This window comes from Janthinobacterium sp. GW822-FHT07A03, assembly GCF_058798815.1.
This window is the reverse complement of the sequence record NZ_JBXAKW010000002.1, coordinates 178,007-199,018: the sequence shown is the minus strand read 5'-3', so window position 1 is coordinate 199,018 and position 21,012 is coordinate 178,007. Positions and strand designations below refer to the sequence as shown.

Here is a 21,012-nt window from a genome sequence, read left to right as displayed (position 1 = left end):
ACAAGATCGCCCTATAATGCCTCCAGGATTTTCTTCTTCCCTGTAAAATCGCACAAATCTATTTTCCGGACTCGCCATGAATCAACTAGCTAACTTGAACCTGGACATGAATGACGACTTGACGGCGGTGTCGCCGCAAATCAAGGCGCAGATTCTGGCCGAGGCCCTTCCCTACATCCGCAATTTCCACGGCAAGACCATCGTCATCAAATACGGTGGCAATGCCATGACGGACGAACGCCTGAAGCACGGCTTCGCGCGCGACGTCATCCTGCTCAAGCTGGTCGGCATGAACCCGGTCGTGGTGCACGGCGGCGGACCGCAGATCGACAACGCGCTGAAAAAAATCGGCAAGCAAGGCACCTTCGTGCAAGGCATGCGCATCACCGATGAAGAAACCATGGAAGTGGTGGAGTGGGTGCTGGGCGGCGAAGTGCAGCAGGATATCGTCATGCTGATCAACCATTACGGCGGCCAGGCTGTCGGCCTGACGGGCAAGGACGGCGGCTTGATCCGTGCGCGCAAGATGCAGATGCCGGACCGCGAACATCCGGGCGAATTCCTCGACATCGGCTTTGTGGGCGAGATCGACGCGATCAACCCGGCCGTCGTCAAGGCGCTGCAGGACGACGCCTTCATTCCCATCATCTCGCCGATCGGCTTCGGCCAGGATGGCCAGGCCTACAACATCAACGCCGATGTGGTCGCGGGCAAGATCGCGGAAATCCTGAAAGCGGAAAAGCTGATCATGATGACCAACATCGCCGGCGTCCAGGACAAGCAGGGCAACCTGGTGACCGACCTGTCCGCGCGTGAAATCGACGAGATGTTCGCCGATGGCACGATCTCGGGCGGCATGCTGCCGAAGATCTCATCCGCGCTCGACGCCGCCAAGTCCGGAGTCAACACGGTGCACATCATCGACGGCCGCATCGAACACTCATTATTGCTGGAAGTGTTGACCGAGCAGGCTTTTGGTACTATGATCCGTTCGCACTAAAAAAATCGCAATGCATCACAGCGAGTAGTTTGGCGGCGCAGATCACCTGGCGCCGCTTTTAATTTGCCCTTGTAGCTCAGTGGTAGAGCACTCCCTTGGTAAGGGAGAGGCCACGTGTTCGATCCACGTCAAGGGCACCAACTTTATATCCCCGTATCTGAAAAATGTCCATGGCTGCGTTGCCTCGCCTCGCCGTACATGCGTACTGTCTTCGTCTCGACGCCTTGCCCTGAACACTTTTCATCTACTCTGCCGCGTGTTTTGCGCGGCTGAGCCGCCGTCATCGCTTCTGCCGTTCAATAAATCCGCTCGACCTTCAGGCCTTTCTTGCGCAATAAATCCGGCACGCTTTTCGCTCCGACCAGGTGCAGCACGCCGATGGCGGCCAGGCTGTGCTTTTCGCGCGCCAGGAGTTTGGCGATGCCGTCGGCCAGGGCCGGGTTGCGGCCGTCCAGCAACACTTTTTGCACGAACTGCGCCGCGAACGAGGGGTCTGTCGCTGCCTTTGCCGCCAGCTTGTCGAAGGCGGCCGCGTCGGCGTTGCGCCACGCATCGGCGATCTCGCGCGCCTCCTGGCTTTGTTCCTGGTCTTCGATCGACGCCACGCCGTCTTCCAGGAAACGGCACTGCTCAGCTGGCGACATGGCGCCAAACAGCGCCATCTGGCCTTCCATCGACTCGAGTTCCACCACGGGGATCTTGCGCGCCCTGGCTTGCTGCGACAGATAATTGTCCACCGCCAGGTCGGAGCGGTAGCCCAGGGTGGAAAATTCGCCGATGGCCAGCACGCTGGCGAGCATCCACGGCTTCATCGGCGCCACCGATTCGGCTGAAATGCCGTATTTTTGCAACAACGGCGCCAGGCGTGGCGCCAGCGTCTGGCGGCAATCTGCCGGCACTTTGCTGCCCGGTGCCTCCATGCCATATTTCAGCACGGCACCCACGGCGGCGCGCGGATCGGCGCCGGGATCGATCTCCAGTGCCAGTGCCCCGGCCTGGTGCAGCGCCTGCGTCACGGTGGGTTCGAGCGGATAAAAATCGGGGGCGCCGACATGGATGGTGCCGAACAGATACAGGGTGTGGCCCGTGTCCTGCACCTTGAACAGCGCGCCCCGGTTTTGCGCCACGGGCGGCACTTCGGCGAAGGCCGCCGGCAACGGCAGCAAGAATAATCCGCAAAACATCACTATAATCTGGCGTCGCATGGTTTTCCTGATTGTTGAATTTTTCATCTTCTCTCGCTAGCAAAGACTCTCGTGCCTGTGTCCCATCTTAACCGCTCGTCGCCGGTCTGGCTGTTTGACCTCGACAACACGCTGCACAATGCCTCGCACGCCATTTTTCCCACCATCACGGCCAATATGAACACGTATATTGCCCGGGTACTGGGCGACGGCGTGACGCCGGCCGACGACGCCATCGTCAATGCGGCGCGCGCGGCTTACTGGCGCCGCTATGGCGCCACCTTGCTGGGCATGGTCAAGCACCATCAGGTGCAGGCCGCGCATTTTTTGCACGAGACGCACGCCTTCGACGATTTGCGCGCCATGATACGCGCCGAGCGGGGACTGGGGGCTTTACTCAAACGCCTGCCTGGCCGTAAAATTTTACTCACCAACGCGCCGCTGCGCTATTCGAGCGACGTGATGCGCCACCTGGGACTGCGCCGGCACTTTTCACACCACGTCGCCATCGAGGCGATGCAGGTGCACCGCCAGCTGCGGCCCAAGCCATCGACGCTGATGCTGCGCAAACTGATGCGCAAGCACCAGATCCGCCCTGGCCGCTGCATCCTGGTGGAAGACACCCTCGCCAACCTGAAGGGCGCAAAAAGACTGGGCCTGCGCACGGCCTGGGTCACGCAATACCTGAAAATGGCCGACCCGATCGGCGTGGCGAAGCTGCCCAAGGCGTTAAATCGCCCCGCTTACGTCGATGTCAAAGTAAAATCTGTCCGGCATTTGGCACGCCGCCTTCACCGTCTGCGTTGAAGGGGACTCCTGGGCTTCCGGCTGACACCGGAAGCAGCACCGCTAGCGGCGGTGACGGACTTCCCCATCAAGCAGCATTTTTTTTAACGACAAGAGAAAATATGGCAAGCACACCGCCGGGCCAACGCAGGCTACAAATTCTTCAGGCCCTCGCCGCAATGCTGGAGCAGCCGAAAGGCGAAAAGATCACCACCGCCGCACTGGCGGCCAGGCTGGCCGTCTCGGAAGCGGCCCTGTACCGCCATTTCGCCAGCAAGGCGCAAATGTTCGAAGGGCTGATCGAATTCATCGAGTCGAGCGTCTTCGGCCTGATCAACCAGATCGCGGAAAAGCACAGCGACGGCATGACGCAGACGCGCGACATCATCGGCATGCTGCTCAATTTCGCCATCAGCAATCCGGGCATGACGCGCGTGCTGATCGGTGACGCGCTGGTCAATGAGGACGAGCGCCTGCAAGTGCGCATGAACCAGTTCTACGACCGCGTGGAACTGGCGCTCAAGCAGGCATTGCGCGTGGCCGCCGCCGAAGGCCATGGCAAGGAAAGCGAAGTGGCGGCGCGCGCCACCCTGATCGTCAGCTTCGTCATTGGACGCTGGCACCGCTACGCCAAGAGCGGCTTCAAGATCAATCCATCCCAGGAAGCGGCGCTGCAAATCGCCATGCTGCTGGGGTAAGTCACCGCCGCGGCTGTCCCCATGCATACCGACTGTTTCGCCCTGCTCGACGACGCCAGCACCCCGGGCGCCGCTTCGCGCCTGTACACGGGCCTGGCGGCGGTCCTGCAGTGCAGCGAGGGGGAGCAGTGGACAACCCTGCTCGAGGGGCTGCAAAAGGCCTTAAATCGCGGCCAGTACGCCGTCAGCGTGTGCAGCTACGAGCTGGGCGCGCACTTGCTGGCCATGCCGCCGCGCGCCCCTGGCCCAGATGCGCCGCCGCTGGCGCAGGTGCTCGTCTTCGAACACTGCACCCAGCTGTCGCAGGACGAGGTGCTGCAGTGGCTGGCCGCACGTACGCCGGCGATGGAAACGCCGACCGGCATCGCCGGCATCCGCGCGAACGTGAATCAGGCCGAATTCACGCGCGCGCTGCACCGCATCCACGACTACATCGTGGCCGGCGACACCTATCAGGTCAACTATACGTATCGCTTGCGCTTCGACGCCTTCGGCTCGCCCCTGGCCCTGTATACGCGGCTGCGGGAACGCCAGCCCGTGCCGTATGGCGCGCTGGTGATGCTGCCCGATGGCGGCGCCCTGCTGTCGCTGTCGCCGGAGCTGTTCGTGCGCCATGCGCAGGGCGAGCTGACGGCGCGCCCGATGAAAGGCACGGCGCCGGCGGCTCCGCCTGAACAAACGGACGAAAACGCGCGCCGCGCCGCCGCCCTGGCCAATGATCCGAAAAACCGCGCGGAAAACCTGATGATCGTCGACCTGCTGCGCAACGACATCGGCCGCATCGCCGCCACGGGCTCCGTCAAGGTGCCCGCCCTGTTCCAGGTGACACGCTACAGCAGCGTGCTGCAGATGACCTCCACCGTGCAGGCGCGTTTGAGAGACGACGCCAGCCTGGCCGATATCTTCCAGGCCTTGTATCCGTGCGGTTCCATCACGGGCGCGCCCAAGCGCCGCACCATGGAAATCATCGCCGAACTGGAGCCCGCACCGCGCGGTGTCTACACGGGCGCCATCGGCTGGTTCGATCCGCCAGCCGCCGGAGCCGCCCATACCGTGGGCGACTTTTGCATGTCCGTGCCGATCCGCACCTTGGCCTTGCAGCCGGCGGGTCCAGGTGGCATGCGGCGCGGCGAGATGGGCGTGGGCGCCGGTATCGTCCTGGACAGCGACCCGCACGAGGAATTTGCGGAATGCCAGCTCAAGGCCCGCTTCCTAACAGGGCTGACCAATGACTTCGAACTGTTCGAGACCCTGCACGCGAGCCGCGCCGACGGCTGCCGCCAGCAGGAGCGCCACCTGACGCGCCTGGCCGCCTCCTGCGCCTATTTTAATTTTGCCTGGGATGCCGACGCTGCCCGCGCGGCGCTGCACGCGGCCTGTGCGGCACGACCCGACGATGCGCCCTTCCGCCTGCGCCTGGCGCTGCGCCAGGATGGCCAGTTCACGCTGCAAAGCGGCGCCCTGTCGCCCTTGCCGAAGACGGTCAACGTCATGCTGGCGCCCGACGCCACGACTGCCGCCGACCTGTTCCTGCGCCACAAGAGCAGCGTGCGCGCGCGCTATGACGCGGCGTGGCGCGCGGCCGAGGCGCAAGGCGGCTTCGACATGCTGTTCTTTAACGAGCGGGGCGAATTGACGGAGGGCGGGCGCAGCAATGTCTTCGTCCGGCTCGATGGCCGCTGGCACACGCCGCCCCTGTCCTGCGGACTGCTACCCGGCGTGCAACGCGCGGCGATGCTGGCCGATCCCGCCTGGGGTGCGCAGGAAACCATCATCACGCGCACCATGCTGGCACGGGCCGAGGCCATCGTCGTGTGCAATGCGCTGCGCGGCGCGATGCCGGCCCAGCTCGTCATTTAAACGTCAATGCGCATTTCATAGCCGCCGTAGATCATCCGCTTGCCATCGAACGGCAGCTTGGCCGGGTCCATCATCTCGGCCAGGCGCGGGTCTTTCATGACCTTGTCGTTGATTTCATCGCGCTTGGCGCGCGACTCATACACGATCCATGAAAACACCACCACTTCGCCATCCTGCAAGTCCACCGCCTGCGGGAACGAGGTCAGCTTGCCCGGCTTGACATCGTCGCCCACGCATTCGCGAAATTCCAGCGCGCCATATTCGCGCCAGACGGCACCGCAACTGCGCGACATGGCCAGGTAGGCATCGAGCTTGGCTTTCGGTACGGGCACCACAAATCCATCGACATACGCCATGATGATCTCCTTTGTTGTAACAAACGCGAACAACCAGCTTAGGACAATGATGGCAAGACGACAAGCGCGGCATTAAAAAAAAAGCAGGCGTTCAAGCCTGCTTGTATATCGGCAACTTACATCGCCAGCGCTTTTTCCACCGCGCCAACGAGTTTCTTGTCGTCCGGCGTCACCTTGCTGGGGAAGCTTTCCACCACTTTACCGTGGCGGTCGATCAGGTATTTGTGGAAATTCCAGGCCGGCGTCTTGCCCGTCTGCTTGATCAGGTCCACGTACAGGGGATTCGGCGTGGGACCGGACACCACCGATTTGGCGAACATGGGGAACTTCACGCCGTAGGTGTTGTAGCAGAAATCGGCGATTTCCTTGCTGTTGCCCGGCTCCTGCTTGCCGAAATCGTTCGACGGGAAGCCCAGCACCACCAGGCCCTTGCTGCCGTACTTGGCGTACAGCGCCTCGAGCCCTTCATACTGGTTGGTAAAACCACAATAACTGGCCGTATTGACCACCAGCACGACCTTGCCCGCATACTGGCACAGGTTTTGCGGCGCTTCATCCTGCAGGCGGTTGAAGGTCTGCTTGAGGATGGCGGGGCAGGCGGTTGCCGCGGCGGCAGCTGGCACGGTTTCGGCGGCATGGGCCGGCATGGCCAGGCTGGCGCCGGCGGCAAGGGTGGTGAGCGCAAACAGCTGGGCAAGGGTCTTGGACATGAGGGGCACCATGGTTGAACGGAAAAAAACCATTCTATGTCAAACGCCGCGCGCGCGTACAAGACGCACAACAACAGCGATAGCTTGAGCGACATCAACGACAGTGCAGTACTTGCCCAGCGCACAGTTTTTTTACCTATGCTCGGCCTTCCTGTCCCTTTTCTTGCCTTCTGGAGTTGCCATGCCCTTCCCGCACCTGACCGCATTACCCACCACCCTGCTGGCCGCCAGCCTACTCATCCTGGCGCCCGGCGACGCGCATGCCGCCACGGCCGCAAAAGCAGCCGTCAAACCCGCCGCGACCAAGGACGCCCCCGCCCTGCCCGCCTACCAGGCCGACCTGAGCCAGACCACGGTGTCCGGCCTGTCCTCGGGCGGCTTCATGGCGGCGCAGTTTGCCGTCGCCTACTCGGCCACCGTCGCTGGCGCCGGCATCATCGCGGGGGGCCCGTATTTCTGCTCGGGCCAGCCGGGCCGCTTCCCGTATATTCCCTACCTGACGAATGCCCTGACCACTTGCATGAATCCAGGCAGCTCGCAAGTGGCGCCGCCCGTGGCCAGCGAATTGCTGCGCGCGGCGAACGATTTTGCGCAGGCCCGTCTCATCGACGACACGGCCAACCTGAAACGCCAGCGCGTGTATCTGTTCAGCGGAACGAAAGACCAGACCGTGACGCGGCCGGTGGTGGAACAGGTGGGAAAATTCTATCAACTGGCGGGCACGCCGGCGGCGCAGATCCGCTTCGTCGACACGCTTGGCGCGGGCCACGCCATCCTGACCGACAGCAATCAGGACAAACCCTGCGCCGTGACGGAGTCGCCCTTCATCAATGACTGCGACTACGTGCAGGCGCGCGACATCCTGCAGCACCTGTATCCGGACCTGCAGCCGTCATCGACCACCCTGACGGGCAAGCTGATCGCATTCAACCAACGCAGCTTCATCCAGAACGCCTACTCCAGCATGAACAATACGGGCTATGCCTACATCCCGAAAGCCTGCGACAGCGAGAGCTGCCGCGTGCACGTGGTGTTCCACGGCTGCCTGCAAACGACGCAGGCGATCGGCGACCGTTTCTATACCAGCACCGGCTACAACCAGGTGGCGGACGCCAACAAGATCATCGTGCTGTATCCGCAGGCCGAACCGAGCCCCGTCTATCCGTACAACCCGAAAGGCTGCTGGGATTTCTGGGGCTACACCAGCATCAACCCGATCGACCCGGATTTCTACCGCAAGAGCGGCACGCAGATGGAAGCGGTCAAGGGCATGCTGGACCGCCTCGCCGCGCGCCGCGGTTCACGCTAGGCGGCCTTAGATGCCGCCCATGCAGATGTATTTAATGACTAAATAATCTTCGATACCGTAGGTCGACCCTTCGCGGCCCAGGCCAGATTGCTTGACGCCGCCGAAGGGGGCGATCTCGTTCGAGATCAGGCCCGTGTTGACGCCGACCATGCCCGTTTCCAGGCCTTCTGCCACGCGCCAGATGCGGCCGATGTCGCGCGAATAGAAGTAGGCCGCCAGGCCGAATTCCGTATTGTTGGCCAGGGCGATGACTTCCTCGTCCGTCTTGAAGCGGAACAGGGGTGCCAGCGGGCCGAAGGTTTCCTCGGTGGCCACGCGCATGTCGTTCGTCACGTCGGCGATGATGGTCGGCTCGAAGAAGCCGTTGCCCAGCGCATGGCGCTTGCCGCCGGCCAGCAGGCGGCCGCCCTTGCCCAGCGCGTCGGCCACGTGCTCTTCCACCTTGGCGACCGCCTTGGCGTCGATCAGCGGGCCTTGCGTGACGCCCGCCTCGATGCCATTGCCCACCTTCAGCTTGGCCACGGCGGCCACCAGCTTGTCGGCAAACGCGTCGTACACGCTGTCCTGCACGTACAGGCGGTTGGCGCACACGCAGGTCTGGCCCGCATTGCGGTATTTCGAGGCGATGGCGCCTTCCACGGCCGCATCCAGGTCGGCGTCGTCGAAGACGATGAACGGCGCATTGCCGCCCAGTTCCAGCGACAGTTTCTTGATCGTCGGCGCGCACTGTTCCGCCAGCAAACGGCCCACCTGGGTCGAGCCCGTAAACGTCAGCTTGCGCACGATGGGGTTCGACGTCATTTCGCCGCCGATGTCTTTCGGCGCGCCCGTGACGATGCTGAACACGCCCGCCGGCACGCCCGCGCGCTCGGCCAGCACGGCCAGCGCCAACGCGGAAAACGGCGTTGCCTCGGCCGGTTTCAAGACCATCGGGCAGCCGGCGGCCAGGGCCGGGCCGACCTTGCGGGTGATCATGGCGGCGGGGAAATTCCACGGCGTGATGGCGGCGCACACGCCGATCGGCTCCTTGGTGATGACCAGGCGGCGGTCGGGCCATGGCGATTGCAAGGTATCGCCCGCCACGCGCTTGCCTTCTTCGGCAAACCACTCGATGAACGAGGCGCCGAACTGCACTTCGCCCTTCGCTTCCGGCAGGGGCTTGCCCTGCTCGGTGGTCATGATCAGCGCCAGGTCGTCGGCGTTTTCCAGGATCAGGTCATGCCAGCGGCGCAGCACGGCCGCGCGTTCCTTGGCCGTCTTCTTGCGCCAGGCGGGCCAGGCGGCATTGGCCGCCTCGATGGCGCGGCGCGTCTCGGCTGCACCCATCAGGGGCACCGTGCCGATATGCTCGCCGGTGGCGGGATTGCTCACATTAATCGTCTGGCCACCATCGGCATCCGCCCAGGCTCCATTCACGTAAGCCTGGTGACGCAACAAGGTAGGATCTTTCAACTGCAGCATATGGATCTCCGGTCTGGTTTGAATTATCGACGAGGGATACTATGCCACAGCGCGGCCGATTCCGCAGGCGATGCGCTGAACTGCCCTGCCCTCTACTCGACCTTGAAAGACGACAGTTTCGGGTCCGGCGCCGGATATTCGAGCTTCATGGCCTGCAGGGTTTCCAGCAGCAGCGAGGCCACTACCAGGTTGCGCTGCGTCTTGGAATTCGATGGCACCACGTACCACGGCGCGTGATCGGCATCGGTCTCGCGGATCGCCGTTTCATAGGCGCGCTGGTAGCCATCCCACTTCTTGCGCTGGGCGATATCGTTGGGATCGAACTTCCACTGGCGGTCGGGATCGTCGAGCCGCTCCTGCAGCCGTCCCCGCTGCTCGTCCTTCGAGATATGCAGGAAGACTTTCAGGATGACGGTGCCCGTCTCGCTCAGCATGCGCTCGAAATCGCGGATCTGCGCGTAGCGGCGCTGGCATTCGGCCTTGTCGATCATGTCCTGCACGCGCGTGATCAGCACATCCTCGTAATGGCTGCGGTTGAAGATGGCGATCTCGCCCTTCACCGGCACGTGCTGGTGCACGCGCCACAGGTAGTCGTGCGCCAGTTCGATATCGGTGGGGCCCTTGAACGCCACGGCGCGGATGCCCATCGGGTTGATATTGCTGAAAATGGCCTTCACCGTGCCATCCTTGCCCGAGGTATCCATGCCCTGCAGGACCAGCAGCACCTTCTTCTTGTGCTGCGCGTACAGCATGCTCTGGCACTCGGCGATCTGCGCCGTCAACGCCACGGTTTCCTCGCGGTCCAGGGCCTTGCACTGGGCTGGGGTCAGCTTCTTGTTGGGCGCCTTGGTGGCCGCGCCCAGCAGGCGCTTGCCGGCGAATTCCTCGTTCAGGTCGAAGCCCTGGCCGGCGCGAAATTGCGTGCGGGCCTTCATGCCGCCACCGCCAGCTTGCGGTGTTCTATTTTTGTGCAATGGTCCATCACCACATCCAGGCCCGCCGCCCGCGCCAGCTGCGCCGCCTCTTCATTGACGACGTCGAGCTGCAGCCACAGGCAGCCGGCCTTGACGGCGATGGCTTCCTCGGCGATGGGCAGGATATCTGCCGGCTTGCGGAAGCAGTCGACGATGTCGATGCGCGCCGGCGCGACGGCCGCCGCGGCCTCCGGCAAGGTGGCGTAAGCGCGCTGGCCCAGCACGTCGCGCCCGGCCAGGGCCGGATTGACGGGCAGCACGCGGTATCCCTGCCGCAGCAGGTAGTCGGCCACTTCGTGGCTGGCGCGTTCGGGCTTGTCGGACATGCCGACGATGGCGATGATGCGGCTGTCTTGCAGGATGCGGGCGATGTTGGGCATATTCGGGGCGTGGTTAAGCGTGCGACATTGCCCGTCTAGCGTAGCAGATTCCCGTCCCGCCGGGAGCTAGCCAGAAGACTTAGCCATACGCACGGCCGCCATCTGCGCCACGAAGGCCTGCGCGCGCGCCGTCACGGCCGCGTAATCGCCCGTGGCGCCCGGGCCACTGAGGCTGCTGCCGATGCCCACGGCCAAGGCGCCGCTGGCAAACCATGCATGCAGGTTCTCCACCGTCACGCCGCCCGTCGGCATCAGCGGCGCCTGCGGCAACGGTGCGCGCAAGGCCTTGATATAGGCGGGGCCAAACATCTCGGCGGGGAAGACCTTGACGATGTCGGCGCCCGCCTGCAGGGCCGTGACGATCTCCGTCGGCGTCATCGCGCCCGGCATGGCCAGCACCTGGTAGCGCTGGCACAGCGCGATGGTCTCCACGTTCACGCTGGGCGAGATGATGAACTGGGCGCCGGCCAGGATGGCGGCGCGCGCCGTCTCCGTATCGAGCACCGTGCCCGCGCCCAGCAGCACGTCATGGCCATGGCGTTCGCGCAGGGTGCGCAGCACGCCCAGGGTATCGGGCGTGGTAAATGCCACTTCCAGCGCCGTGATGCCGCCGGCGATGCACGCCTCGGCGATCTGCAGCGCCGCATCGGGCGAGTCGGCGCGCACGATACCGACCATGCCCCGTTCGAGGATGCCATTGAAAACCAAGTGCTTTTGCATCTGCTCTCTCCTGTCAGGCCGGCAGGGCGCCAAAGCGCACTTCCGGCAAACCGCGCACGCCCATCTGGCGCGCATGAAACAATCCGCCGGCCAGCGGTTCGCCCGCCAGCTGGGCCGGGGTCAAGCTTTCCTGCGCCGTCGTGACGAACAATTCGTCGTAGTGCGGGCCGCCCAGGCTCACGCAGCTGGGCTGCGAGACGGGCAAGGCTATTGCCCGTTCGACGCTGCCGTCCGGCGCGAAGCGCAAGACCCTGCCAGCGCCCCACTGCGCGCTCCACAAGTGGTCATCCGCATCGATGGTGGCGCCGTCGGCGGCACCCGGCCCCGGATCGAGCACGGCAAACACGCGCACCCGGCTGGCGTCGCCGCCCAGGTAATCATCCCAGCGGTAGATCGCCTTCTTCATCGAGTCGCAAAAATACATGGCCGTGCCATCGACGCTGAAGCAGATGCTGTTCGAGATGGCGATCTGCGGCAGCGGCAGCCGTTCCAGGCTCAAGTCCAGGTTGAGGCGATAGAAGCTGGCGATCGCATCGCGGCACGGGCGTTCATCGAGCGTGCCGAAGACAAAGCGTCCCTGGCGGTCGCAGCGGCCGTCGTTCAGGCGCGTCATGGGCAGGTCGCCCTCCACCGTGTGCAATGGCGTGACGGCCCCGCTGCGCGCGTCAAACCAGGCCAGGCGCGAAGCCAGGCCCAGCAGCAGTACGTCGTCGCGGTCCGTCAGCGCGAAGCACGCCAGGCGCTCGGGCATGTCCCAGCGCTGGCGTTCGCCCGTGGCCAGCACCAGCGCATGCAGCTGGCAGCCTTCGATATTCGTCCAGAAAACGCGGCCGCTGCGTTCGCACCAGCGCACGCCCTCGCCCAGGAAGTTCTGCGCATCGACCAGTAATTGGGCCTGTGTCCCCATCATTTTTTTCCTTTTTAGTGTGACTCGCGCGGCACGGCCGATCCCCGGCAGCCGACGAGGAAATCAAGGTCCGCGCCCTCGTCGGCCTGCGTCACGTGCTTGATGTACATGGACTGGTAGCCGCCCTTCATGGCCGGTGGCGGTGCGCTCCACTCGGCGCGCCGGCGCGCCAGCTCGGCCTCGTCGACGTCCAGGTGCAAGCGCCGTCCCGCCACGTCCAGTTCGATCATGTCGCCGTCGCGCACCAGCGCCAGCGGCCCGCCCACGGCCGCTTCCGGCGCCACGTGCAGCACCACCGTGCCGTAGGCCGTGCCGCTCATGCGCGCGTCCGAGATGCGCACCATATCGCGCACGCCCTGCTCCAGCAGTTTTTTCGGCAATCCCATATTGCCCACTTCAGCCATGCCCGGATAGCCCTGCGGGCCGCAATTTTGCAGCACCATCACGCAGCTGGCGTCGATGTCGAGCGCGGGATCGTCGACGCGCTTTTTGTAATGCTCGATGCTGTTGAAGACGACGGCGCGGCCACGGTGCTGCATCAGCTCGGGCGACGCGGCCGAGGGCTTGATGACGGCGCCGCGCGGGGCCAGGTTGCCCTGCAGGACGGCGATGCCGCCCTCGTCCTTGAACGGCTGCGCCAGCGGCGTGATCACCTCGGGATTGAAATTTTCCGCTTCGGCCACGTTGACGGCCATGGTCTCGCCCGTGACGGTGAGCGCCTCGCCATGCAATTTGCCCAGCAGGTCGCGGATGATCACGGGCAGGCCGCCCGCATAGTAAAAATCTTCCATCAGGTACTGGCCCGACGGCATCAGGTTCAGCAAACAGGGAATGTCGCGGCCCAGGCGGTCCCAGTCGCCCAGGCGCATGTCCACGCCGATACGCCCGGCAATGGCCAGCAGGTGGATCACGGCATTGGTCGAGCCGCCGATGGCGCCGTTGACCATGATGGCGTTTTCAAACGCTTCGCGCGTGAGGATCTGCGACAGTTTCAGGTCTTCATGCACCATGTCGACGATACGCCGGCCCGTCAGCTGCGCCTGCAGCTTGCGGCGCGCATCGACGGCGGGAATGGCCGCGTTGCCGGGCAGGGTCACGCCCAGCGCCTCGACCATGCTGGCCATGGTCGAGGCCGTGCCCATGGTCATGCAGTGGCCGGCGGAGCGCGACATGCACGATTCGGCCCGCTTGAATTCGTTTGAGGTCATGCGCCCGGCGCGCACGTCTTCGGAAAACTTCCACACGTCCGTGCCCGAGCCGATCGGCTTGCCGCGGTAATTCCCATTCAGCATGGGGCCGCCCGACAGCACGATGGTGGGCAAGTCCACGCTGGCCGCGCCCATCAGCAAGGCCGGGGTGGTCTTGTCGCAGCCCGTCAGCAGTACCACGCCGTCGATGGGGTTGGCGCGGATCGATTCTTCCACATCCATGCTGGCCAGGTTACGGAACAGCATGGCCGTCGGACGCAGATTCGTCTCGCCCAGCGACATGACGGGAAACTCGACGGGAAAGCCGCCCGCTTCGAGCACGCCGCGCTTGACCATCTCGGCCAGGTCGCGGAAATGGCCATTGCAGGGCGTCAGCTCGGACCAGGTATTGCAGATGCCGATGACGGGACGGCCATCGAAAGCGTCGCTGGGATAGCCCTGGTTCTTCATCCAGCTGCGGTGAATGAAACTGTCCTTGTCGTCGCCGCCAAACCACGCTTGCGAACGCAAGGGACGCTTGTTCTTGTTGTCACTCATACTGTCTCCTGCGGGGAAATCAAGCCGCGCGCGGCGGCGATCAGCAGCGCACCGTGACCGGCCAGATAGTCTTGCTGCTGGTCGTCGACGATGATGCGCTTGCCATAAAAGAATCCGTGTTCCTCGATCAGCAGCCCGAGCGCCTGGCGCAGCATGGGCTTGCCGGTAATGACGAGCGGCGTATCGGGCCGCATCTGGATGGCGGTGCTGTTGCGCAGCGCCAGCAAGTCGCCGCTGAGAACGGCGCCCATCAGGAAATTGGCCCGCTCATTGCATTCGACGGCGCTGAACTGGCCCAGGGTGCGCACGCTGAAGCAGGCGCGCGCCAGCCCCGTTTTTTGCGCCGCGGCCGCACCGGCCAGCAACATTTTTGGCACCAGGGTCTGCGCAAAACCGCCATCGACCGATTGCTTGATCAGGGTGTGCTGCGTGATCGCCTGCAGCAGCTCGCCCGCGATGGTGGTGCTGCAGCCGAGGATGCGGCGCTGCTCGTCCACGCTGATCAGTTTGGTATGCGAGCCGGGCATGATCAGGGTCGCCGCGCCCCGCAACTGCAGGCGCTCGAGCAGCGCGACGACTTCCGTCTCTTCGCCCCGCATCATGTCCATCGCTTCGACGTTATGCAGGCCGACGGCGCCATGCTGGTTGCGCACGCCGGGAATCAGCCACAGGGGCTGCGCCAGCACGTCGGGCAATTCCACCGCCTGCATGCCTTGCGCCAGCTGGGGCAGGCCGGCAGGCGCCGGCAAATGCGGCACTTCCCGCACCCCCATGGGCGAAGTGATCATGCCAGACGCCAGCGCCAGGTCCACGGCGGACGGCGCGATGCCCGCGCTGGCCAGCACGCTGGCGATGGTGTCGCGCAGCGCCTGTTTCAGCGCGCCGTTATGGCCATCGATGGCGGTATTGCGCACGCCCGTTTCCAGCTGCGCCTGGGCGACGACGGCGCCGTCGCGCCACAGCAAGGTACGCGTATTGGTGGTGCCGGCATCGATGGTGAGTATGTTCATGGCAGGTTGGCAGCGTCGGTAAGGGCAAAAATAAATGAGGGAAAAACTACCCCATGGTAGAACTGCCACGCATATCTGACCAATCACTTATTTGACATCATTGATACCGGTTCGGATATGTCAAACGCGTCGATATCCTGCACGCCCAAACGGTAGGCGAGCTGGAACCGCCTCACCTGTCCCGGCTGCAATTGCACGTCCTGCGCCAGCAGGGAAAAACAGCGCGCATCGGAATACAGATGGCAGCTGTCCTGGGTGCTGGAAAAACGCAGGACCCGGCCGGAAGCGGGGTCGGCAACCTGTGCCGCTTCGCGCAGCGGGCCGCTGCCCGTCCAGTAAAAGTCATGCCGGAATCCCGGCAAGTTCACCAGCGCGGGCCAGGCCAGGCGCGAAGCGAGCGGCGCCGGCTGGCGGAAGTCAAACGCGCTGCCCGCCACGTCGAGCGGAGCGCTGCAAGAGTGGCCGCCAGGCCAGTAGCGGTCCGCCGCCAGGCGCAGCACATGGTCGCCCACGGCGGCGCGGCCGCCCTGCAGATTGAAGCGGGGCGCGGCAAGCGCAAAACGGGAAACCGCATCGGCCGTGGCGGCGCAGTCGAGGTGCAGGCTGCCATCGTCGTCAAGCCGGTAGGCCAGTCGCACCGACAGGCCGTCGTGCGCCAGGCGCAGCAGCAAGCGGCCGTCGTCCGGCGGGTCGCACCGCCAGCCCGTGGACGCGTGCGCCGCAGAGGGTGCCGCGCCCAGCACATCGGCCAGGCGGCCATAACGGTCGGGCGCCCACCAGGCCCGCACACTGGCATCATGCGCGTCGATGGCCACGCGCATGCCGCGCGCATTGCGCAGCAGATGCATCATGGCGCCTGCCCGGGCGCTGGCGGCGGCCGGCTGCGCTGCTGGAATTCGCGCGGCGTGCAGCCGAGTTCGCGCTTGAAGACGGCGTGCATGTACTGCACCGTGGTAAAGCCGCAACGCACGGCCACCTCGGCCACCTGTCCCGGCCCGCGCGCCAGCAGGGTCTTGGCCGCATCGAGCTTGAAATGCAGGATCTCGTCGTGCACGCTACGCCCCAGTTCGTGGCGGAAGTGCGCTTCGAGCGAGGAGCGCGACACGCCCACGTAATCGGCCACCTGCTCCGTCTTGATGCCCTGGCAGGCGTACTGGCGGATGAAGTGGCGCGCCTGCATCACCTGCGGATGCTGGAAGGGCTGGTGGCGCGTGGACGCGAGCACGTTCAGGCCGGCCGGCGGCACGAGGATGCGCGTGCCGGATAGACGCGCGCCGTTCAACATCTGGTGCAGCAAATGCGCGGCCGTGCGGCCCATTTCCTCGGTGCCCTGGATCACGGAACTCAAGGGAATGCGCGTGAGCATGCGCGCCAGCGGGTCGTTGTCGATGCCGATCAGGGCCACTTGCTCCGGCACGGCGATGCCCGCATGCATGCAGGCTTGCAGCAGCTGGCGCGCGCGCGCATCGCTCACGGCGATGATGCCGACGGGTTTTTCCAGGCTGTTGAGCCAGGCGATCTGCTGCTCCACCGCCTCGTCCCAAGACGGCGCGCTGGTGGCCACGCCCCGGTACACGTCGGCGCGCATGTGGTCGCGCTCCATCAGGGCGCAAAACGCCGTTTCGCGCTCCTGCGCCCAGCGGTTGACATCGGCCTCCGGCAGGCTGAAACAGGCAAATTGGCTCAAGCCCGCTTCCACCAGGTGTTCATAGGCCAGCTTGACGATCTTGAAATTATCGGTCGCCACGTACGGGATGCCGGCCGGGTAATCCTCGGCGCGCGCATACGAGCCGCCCACGGCCACCACGGGCAGGCGGCTGTGCGCCAGCGCCGCACAGACGGCGGGATCGTCGAAATCGGCGATGATGCCATCGCCCTGCCAGCGCTCGATGCCCGGCAGGCGGCAGCGGAAATCCTCCTCCAGGAACAGGTCCCACGACACGCGCGTGGTATTCAGGTAGGCGGCGATGCCCGCGATGATATCGCGGTCGTAGATCTTATTCCCGTTAAACAGGAGCGCGATCCTGTGCGCGGTCGGCATCTTCATGGTGTCTCCTCCCGTGCCAGATCGTTTCACGGCTATCTGCGTCCGGCTCGCGTGCTGACATCGACCCACACGGCGAGGGTGAGGATACTGCCTTTCACGATCATCTGCCAGTAGGTGTCCACGTCCAGCATGGACATGCCGTTATCGAGGCTGGCCATCACCAGCGCGCCGATCAGGGCGCCGTACACGGTGCCCGAGCCGCCGCGCATCGAGGTGCCGCCGATGAAGCAGGCGGCGATGGCGTCGAGTTCGCTGAAGGTGCCGGCCGACGGCGAACCGGCCGCCAGGCGGCCCGTGTTGATCAGGCCGGCGAGCGCGCACATCAGGCCCATGATGCCGAAGATCCACAGCTTGACGGCTTTGACGTTGATGCCGGACAGGCGCGTCGCTTCCATATTGCTGCCCACGGCGTAGATGCGGCGGCCGAACACGGTCTGGCTGGTGATGTAGCTGAACAGCCCCAGCAAGGCCAGCAGCAGCAGCACGGGCAGCGGAATGCCTTCGTAGCCGTTCAGGGTCCGCACGAAGGCATACAGCACGGCGCCAATGACGGCCAGGCGCAGGCCGTCGGCCCAGGACGCCGTCTGTGGCAAGCCGTGCTGGGCGCGACTGGCGCGCGCGCGCCACGTCAGGAAGGCGGCCAGCAGGAACAGGCCGATGCCCAGCACGATGCCGGGCACCGCGGGCAGGTAGCCCTGTCCCAGGTAGACCATAGGCTCGGAGACGGGCGCGATCGTGATGCCGCCCGTGATGCCCAGCAGGATGCCGCGGTACGCGAGCATGCCGCCCAGTCCCACGATGAAGGACGGGATGCCCCGGTACGCCGTCAGGTAGCCATTCAAGAGGCCGATCACCAGGCCGCAGCCCAGCACCGCCATCAGGTTCAGCGCCAGCGGCCAGTGCTGCGTGACGTCCAGCACGGCGGCGATGCCGCCGAGTAGCCCCAGCAGGGAGCCGATCGACAGGTCGATCTCGCCGGCGATAATCACCAGCACCATGCCGCAGGCGAGGATGCCGGTGACGGACATCTGGCGCAGCAGATTCGACAGGTTGCGCGGCGTGAGGAAGCTGCCCTCCGTCTTCCACGAAAAGAAGGCCCAGATCAGCGCCACGGCGATCAGCAGGGCCAGCATCTTGTATTGGGTGAACAGCTGTTTGATACTGTGCGGTTTCATGCTGCGGGTTCCTTGTTTGCGGTGTTGGCGGCGGGCGCCGGGCGCTGGTCCAGCGCCGCCGCCAGCACGGTTTCCTGGCTCAGGCCATCGTTGATAAAGTCGCCGCGCAGGCGGCCTTCGCCCATCACCAGCACGCGGTCGGACACGCCCAGCACTTCGGCCAGTTCCGACGAGACCATGATGATGGCCACGCCCCGGTCGGCCAGCGCCAGCATCAGTTTGTAGATTTCATATTTGGCGCCCACGTCCACGCCGCGCGTGGGCTCGTCGAGGATCAGCACGCGCGGGCGCGTCAGCAGCATCTTGGCCAGCACGGCCTTTTGCTGGTTGCCGCCCGACAGGCTCGTAATGGGCAGCGACGGGCTGGCCGCCTTCAGTTCCAGCTGCGCGATCTCGCCGCGCACGGCCTTCAATTCCGCCTCACCATCGATGCGCGTGGCGCGCGCGAATTGCTCCAGCACGGCCAGGGTGATGTTCTGCCCCACGTCGAGGTCGGGCACGATGCCGTGATGCTTGCGGTCTTCCGGCACCATGGCCAGGCCCATGGCGATGGCCTTTTGCGGAGACGAAGTGTCGATGCGGCGGCCATCGAGCCACACTTCGGCCTGGCACGGCCCCTGGTAGGCGCCGAACAGGGCCGAGACGAGCTCCGTGCGCCCCGCCCCCACCAGGCCGGCGATGCCGAGGATCTCGCCCTTGCGCAGGGTGAACGACACATCGTCGACCCGCTTGCGCTGCGGGTTGTCGGCATCGATGCAGCTCACGTGGCGCGCCTCGAAAAGCACTTCGCCGATGGCCGCAGGCACATTGTTCCCCACTGCGCGCTGCGGATACAGCTGGCTCATTTCGCGGCCCACCATTTGCGCGATGATGCGCTCGACATTCATCTGCGCCATCGGCGTGGTGGCGATATGCTTGCCGTCGCGGATGACGACGATGGTGTCGCAGATGGCCGCCACCTCATCGAGCTTGTGCGAAATATAGATGCAGGTGACGCCCTTGGCCTTCAGCGCGCGCAGGATATCGAGCAGCACGGCGATTTCCGACGCCGTCAGCGACGACGACGGCTCGTCGAGTATCAGCAATCGCGCATTCTTGTTGAGTGCCTTGGCGATTTCCACCAGCTGCTGATGACCGCCGCCGTAATTCATCACGGGCTGCGCCACGTTCAGTTCGGGTATCTTCAATTCGCGCAGCAGCTCGTCGGCGCGCTTGTACATGGCCGCGTAATGCATGCGCCCGCCGGGCAGGGTGATCTCGCGGCCCATGAAGATATTCTCGGCCACGGACAGCTGCGGCACCAGCATCAGTTCCTGGTGGATGATGATGATGCCCGCGTCTTCCGTGTCGCGGATCGATTGCGCACGCAGGGGCTGGCCATCCCACAGGATCTCGCCGTCCCAGGTGCCGTGCGGGTACACGCCGGACAGCACCTTCATCAGGGTCGACTTGCCGGCGCCATTCTCGCCGCACAAGCCGATGCACTCGCCGGCCCGCACCTGCAGGTCGATGCCGTCGAGCGCGCGGACACCGCCAAACTGTTTGACGATGCCTTTCATTTCAAGCAGATAGTCGGACATGCTCACTCTCGTTGCGGATACGGGAAAAAATGTCGGCTTAGCGCGCAGCGCGTCAGCCGACATCAGGCGGGCGATCAATTACCCAGTTGCGCCTTGGTATAGAAGCCGTCATCGACGAGAATGTTCACATTCGCCTTGGTCAGCGGCGTTGGTTTCAGCAGCACCGTGCTGACTTTTTTCAGACCGTTGTCATAGCTGGAGTTGTAGGCGGGCTTTTCATTGCGCGCCAGTTGCACGGCCAGCTTGGCCGCTTCGGCGGCGATGGTTTTCAGGGGTTTGTAGACGGTCATCGACTGCGTACCGGCGATGACGCGTTTCACCGCCGCCAGATCGGCGTCCTGGCCCGAGACCGGCACCTTGCCGGCCAGTTTTTGCGCGGCCAGGGCCTGGATGGCGCCGCCGGCCGTGCCGTCGTTCGAGGCGACGATGGCGTCGATCTTGTTGCCGTTGGCCGTCAGCGCGTTTTCCACGATGGACAGCGCTTCGGTGGCGCTCCAGTCCTTCACCCACTGCTGGCCGACGATCTTGATGTCGCCCTTGTCGATGAACGGTTTAAGTACCTTCATCTGGCCTTCGCGCAGCATCTTGGCGTTGTTGTCGGTCGGCGAACCGCCCAGCAAGTAGTAATTGCCCTTCGGCTGCAGCTTGGTCACGCCTTCGGCCTGCATTTCGCCCACTTTCTCGTTGTCGAACGAGATATACGCATCGATATCGGCGTTCAGGATCAAGCGGTCATACGACAACACCTTGATGCCGGCCTTTTTCGCTTCCTTGACGGTATTGTTGAGCACCGTGGCGTTGAACGGCACGATCACCAGCACATCCACGCCGCGCGAGATCAGGTTTTCAATTTGCGAAATCTGGCGCTGCTCGCTGGCGTCGGCCGACTGCACGAAGACCTTGGCGCCCTGCTTCTCGGCGGCGGCGATGAAGAAATCGCGGTCGCGCGTCCAGCGTTCCACGCGCAAGTCGTCGATGGAAAAGCCGATCTTCGGGTTTTTCGCATCGGCCAGGGCGGCGCTGCTGCTCAATGCCAGCATGGCGGTCATGATGGCTGCACTGATGATCTTGTTCATTACGTGTCTCCTTATTGGATTTTTTAGCTACATT

At 64.3% G+C, this 21,012-nt stretch carries 20 protein-coding genes and 1 tRNA gene; 6 read left to right on the top strand and 15 right to left on the bottom strand.

Going from position 1 to position 21,012, the window contains the following annotated elements:
- The first annotated feature begins 106 nt into the window (after positions 1-106).
- Together argB and AC1RJW_RS06920 are read left to right on the top strand one after the other, a co-directional pair.
- A complete protein-coding gene (argB, locus tag AC1RJW_RS06925) occupies positions 107-1,000 on the top strand; it encodes an acetylglutamate kinase (protein WP_010393729.1) in 894 nt (297 codons plus the stop codon).
- Between the two features lie 65 nt (positions 1,001-1,065).
- Positions 1,066-1,140 (top strand) — tRNA-Thr (locus AC1RJW_RS06920).
- 156 nt (positions 1,141-1,296) lie between these two features.
- On the opposite strand, the gene AC1RJW_RS06915 is transcribed toward AC1RJW_RS06920, so the two are convergent.
- Positions 1,297-2,166, bottom strand: a complete 870-nt coding sequence (locus AC1RJW_RS06915; RefSeq protein WP_493044350.1) for a TraB/GumN family protein — start codon at positions 2,164-2,166, stop codon at positions 1,297-1,299.
- A gap of 90 nt (positions 2,167-2,256) precedes the next feature.
- Here AC1RJW_RS06915 and AC1RJW_RS06910 point away from each other — a divergent pair, with 90 nt between their 5' ends.
- The 3 genes from AC1RJW_RS06910 to pabB all read left to right on the top strand — a co-directional run bounded on the left by AC1RJW_RS06910 (position 2,257) and on the right by pabB (position 5,528).
- On the top strand, positions 2,257-2,991 hold the full coding sequence (locus AC1RJW_RS06910; RefSeq protein ID WP_121670813.1) for a pyrimidine 5'-nucleotidase: 735 nt from the start codon (positions 2,257-2,259) through the stop codon (positions 2,989-2,991).
- 101 nt (positions 2,992-3,092) lie between these two features.
- A complete protein-coding gene (gene slmA / locus AC1RJW_RS06905) occupies positions 3,093-3,668 on the top strand; it encodes a nucleoid occlusion factor SlmA (RefSeq protein WP_070313104.1) in 576 nt (191 codons plus the stop codon).
- 21 nt (positions 3,669-3,689) lie between these two features.
- The gene (pabB, locus tag AC1RJW_RS06900; RefSeq protein ID WP_493044349.1) at positions 3,690-5,528 is read left to right on the top strand and encodes an aminodeoxychorismate synthase component I; all 1,839 of its coding nucleotides are present in this window, start codon (positions 3,690-3,692) and stop codon (positions 5,526-5,528) included.
- Here the strand turns inward: pabB and AC1RJW_RS06895 are convergent.
- Positions 5,525-5,884, bottom strand: coding sequence for a DUF1428 domain-containing protein (locus tag AC1RJW_RS06895; protein WP_493044348.1), 360 nt, complete (start codon positions 5,882-5,884; stop codon positions 5,525-5,527). The genes pabB and AC1RJW_RS06895 overlap by 4 nt on opposite strands.
- 116 nt (positions 5,885-6,000) lie before the next feature.
- The gene (locus AC1RJW_RS06890) at positions 6,001-6,594 is read right to left on the bottom strand and encodes a glutathione peroxidase (protein ID WP_493044347.1); all 594 of its coding nucleotides are present in this window, start codon (positions 6,592-6,594) and stop codon (positions 6,001-6,003) included.
- Positions 6,595-6,775: 181 nt separating this feature from the next.
- Here AC1RJW_RS06890 and AC1RJW_RS06885 point away from each other — a divergent pair, with 181 nt between their 5' ends.
- A complete protein-coding gene (locus AC1RJW_RS06885) occupies positions 6,776-7,903 on the top strand; it encodes an extracellular catalytic domain type 2 short-chain-length polyhydroxyalkanoate depolymerase (protein WP_493044346.1) in 1,128 nt (375 codons plus the stop codon).
- 6 nt (positions 7,904-7,909) lie between these two features.
- Here the strand turns inward: AC1RJW_RS06885 and gabD are convergent, their stop codons facing one another.
- The 12 genes from gabD to xylF form a co-directional block, all read right to left on the bottom strand.
- On the bottom strand, positions 7,910-9,364 hold the full coding sequence (gene gabD / locus AC1RJW_RS06880) for an NADP-dependent succinate-semialdehyde dehydrogenase (protein ID WP_493044345.1): 1,455 nt from the start codon (positions 9,362-9,364) through the stop codon (positions 7,910-7,912).
- 92 nt (positions 9,365-9,456) lie between these two features.
- The gene (locus AC1RJW_RS06875; protein ID WP_493044344.1) at positions 9,457-10,299 is read right to left on the bottom strand and encodes a PPK2 family polyphosphate kinase; all 843 of its coding nucleotides are present in this window, start codon (positions 10,297-10,299) and stop codon (positions 9,457-9,459) included.
- Positions 10,296-10,718: a CoA-binding protein gene (locus AC1RJW_RS06870; protein WP_493044343.1), complete on the bottom strand. Its 423-nt coding sequence runs from the start codon at positions 10,716-10,718 to the stop codon at positions 10,296-10,298. Before AC1RJW_RS06870 ends, AC1RJW_RS06875 begins: the two co-directional genes overlap by 4 nt.
- Positions 10,719-10,784: 66 nt before the next feature.
- Positions 10,785-11,438, bottom strand: a complete 654-nt coding sequence (locus AC1RJW_RS06865) for a bifunctional 2-keto-4-hydroxyglutarate aldolase/2-keto-3-deoxy-6-phosphogluconate aldolase (protein WP_493044342.1) — start codon at positions 11,436-11,438, stop codon at positions 10,785-10,787.
- A 13-nt stretch (positions 11,439-11,451) separates the two neighbouring features.
- Complete coding sequence (locus AC1RJW_RS06860) at positions 11,452-12,348, bottom strand: SMP-30/gluconolactonase/LRE family protein (RefSeq protein ID WP_493044341.1); 897 nt, start codon at positions 12,346-12,348, stop codon at positions 11,452-11,454.
- 11 nt (positions 12,349-12,359) lie between these two features.
- On the bottom strand, positions 12,360-14,090 hold the full coding sequence (araD, locus tag AC1RJW_RS06855; RefSeq protein ID WP_493044340.1) for an L-arabinonate dehydratase: 1,731 nt from the start codon (positions 14,088-14,090) through the stop codon (positions 12,360-12,362).
- On the bottom strand, positions 14,087-15,100 hold the full coding sequence (locus AC1RJW_RS06850; RefSeq protein ID WP_493044339.1) for a 2-dehydro-3-deoxygalactonokinase: 1,014 nt from the start codon (positions 15,098-15,100) through the stop codon (positions 14,087-14,089). Before AC1RJW_RS06850 ends, araD begins: the two co-directional genes overlap by 4 nt.
- Before the next feature lie 83 nt (positions 15,101-15,183).
- A complete protein-coding gene (locus AC1RJW_RS06845; protein WP_493044338.1) occupies positions 15,184-15,951 on the bottom strand; it encodes an aldose epimerase family protein in 768 nt (255 codons plus the stop codon).
- Positions 15,948-17,147: a XylR family transcriptional regulator gene (locus AC1RJW_RS06840; RefSeq protein WP_493044337.1), complete on the bottom strand. Its 1,200-nt coding sequence runs from the start codon at positions 17,145-17,147 to the stop codon at positions 15,948-15,950. The genes AC1RJW_RS06845 and AC1RJW_RS06840 overlap by 4 nt, the downstream gene beginning before the upstream one ends.
- A 32-nt stretch (positions 17,148-17,179) precedes the next feature.
- A complete protein-coding gene (locus AC1RJW_RS06835; RefSeq protein ID WP_230504313.1) occupies positions 17,180-18,322 on the bottom strand; it encodes a sugar ABC transporter permease in 1,143 nt (380 codons plus the stop codon).
- Positions 18,319-19,902, bottom strand: coding sequence for a D-xylose ABC transporter ATP-binding protein (xylG, locus tag AC1RJW_RS06830; protein ID WP_493044336.1), 1,584 nt, complete (start codon positions 19,900-19,902; stop codon positions 18,319-18,321). Before xylG ends, AC1RJW_RS06835 begins: the two co-directional genes overlap by 4 nt.
- 74 nt (positions 19,903-19,976) lie before the next feature.
- A complete protein-coding gene (xylF, locus tag AC1RJW_RS06825; RefSeq protein WP_099377905.1) occupies positions 19,977-20,951 on the bottom strand; it encodes a D-xylose ABC transporter substrate-binding protein in 975 nt (324 codons plus the stop codon).
- Positions 20,952-21,012 lie beyond the last annotated feature (61 nt).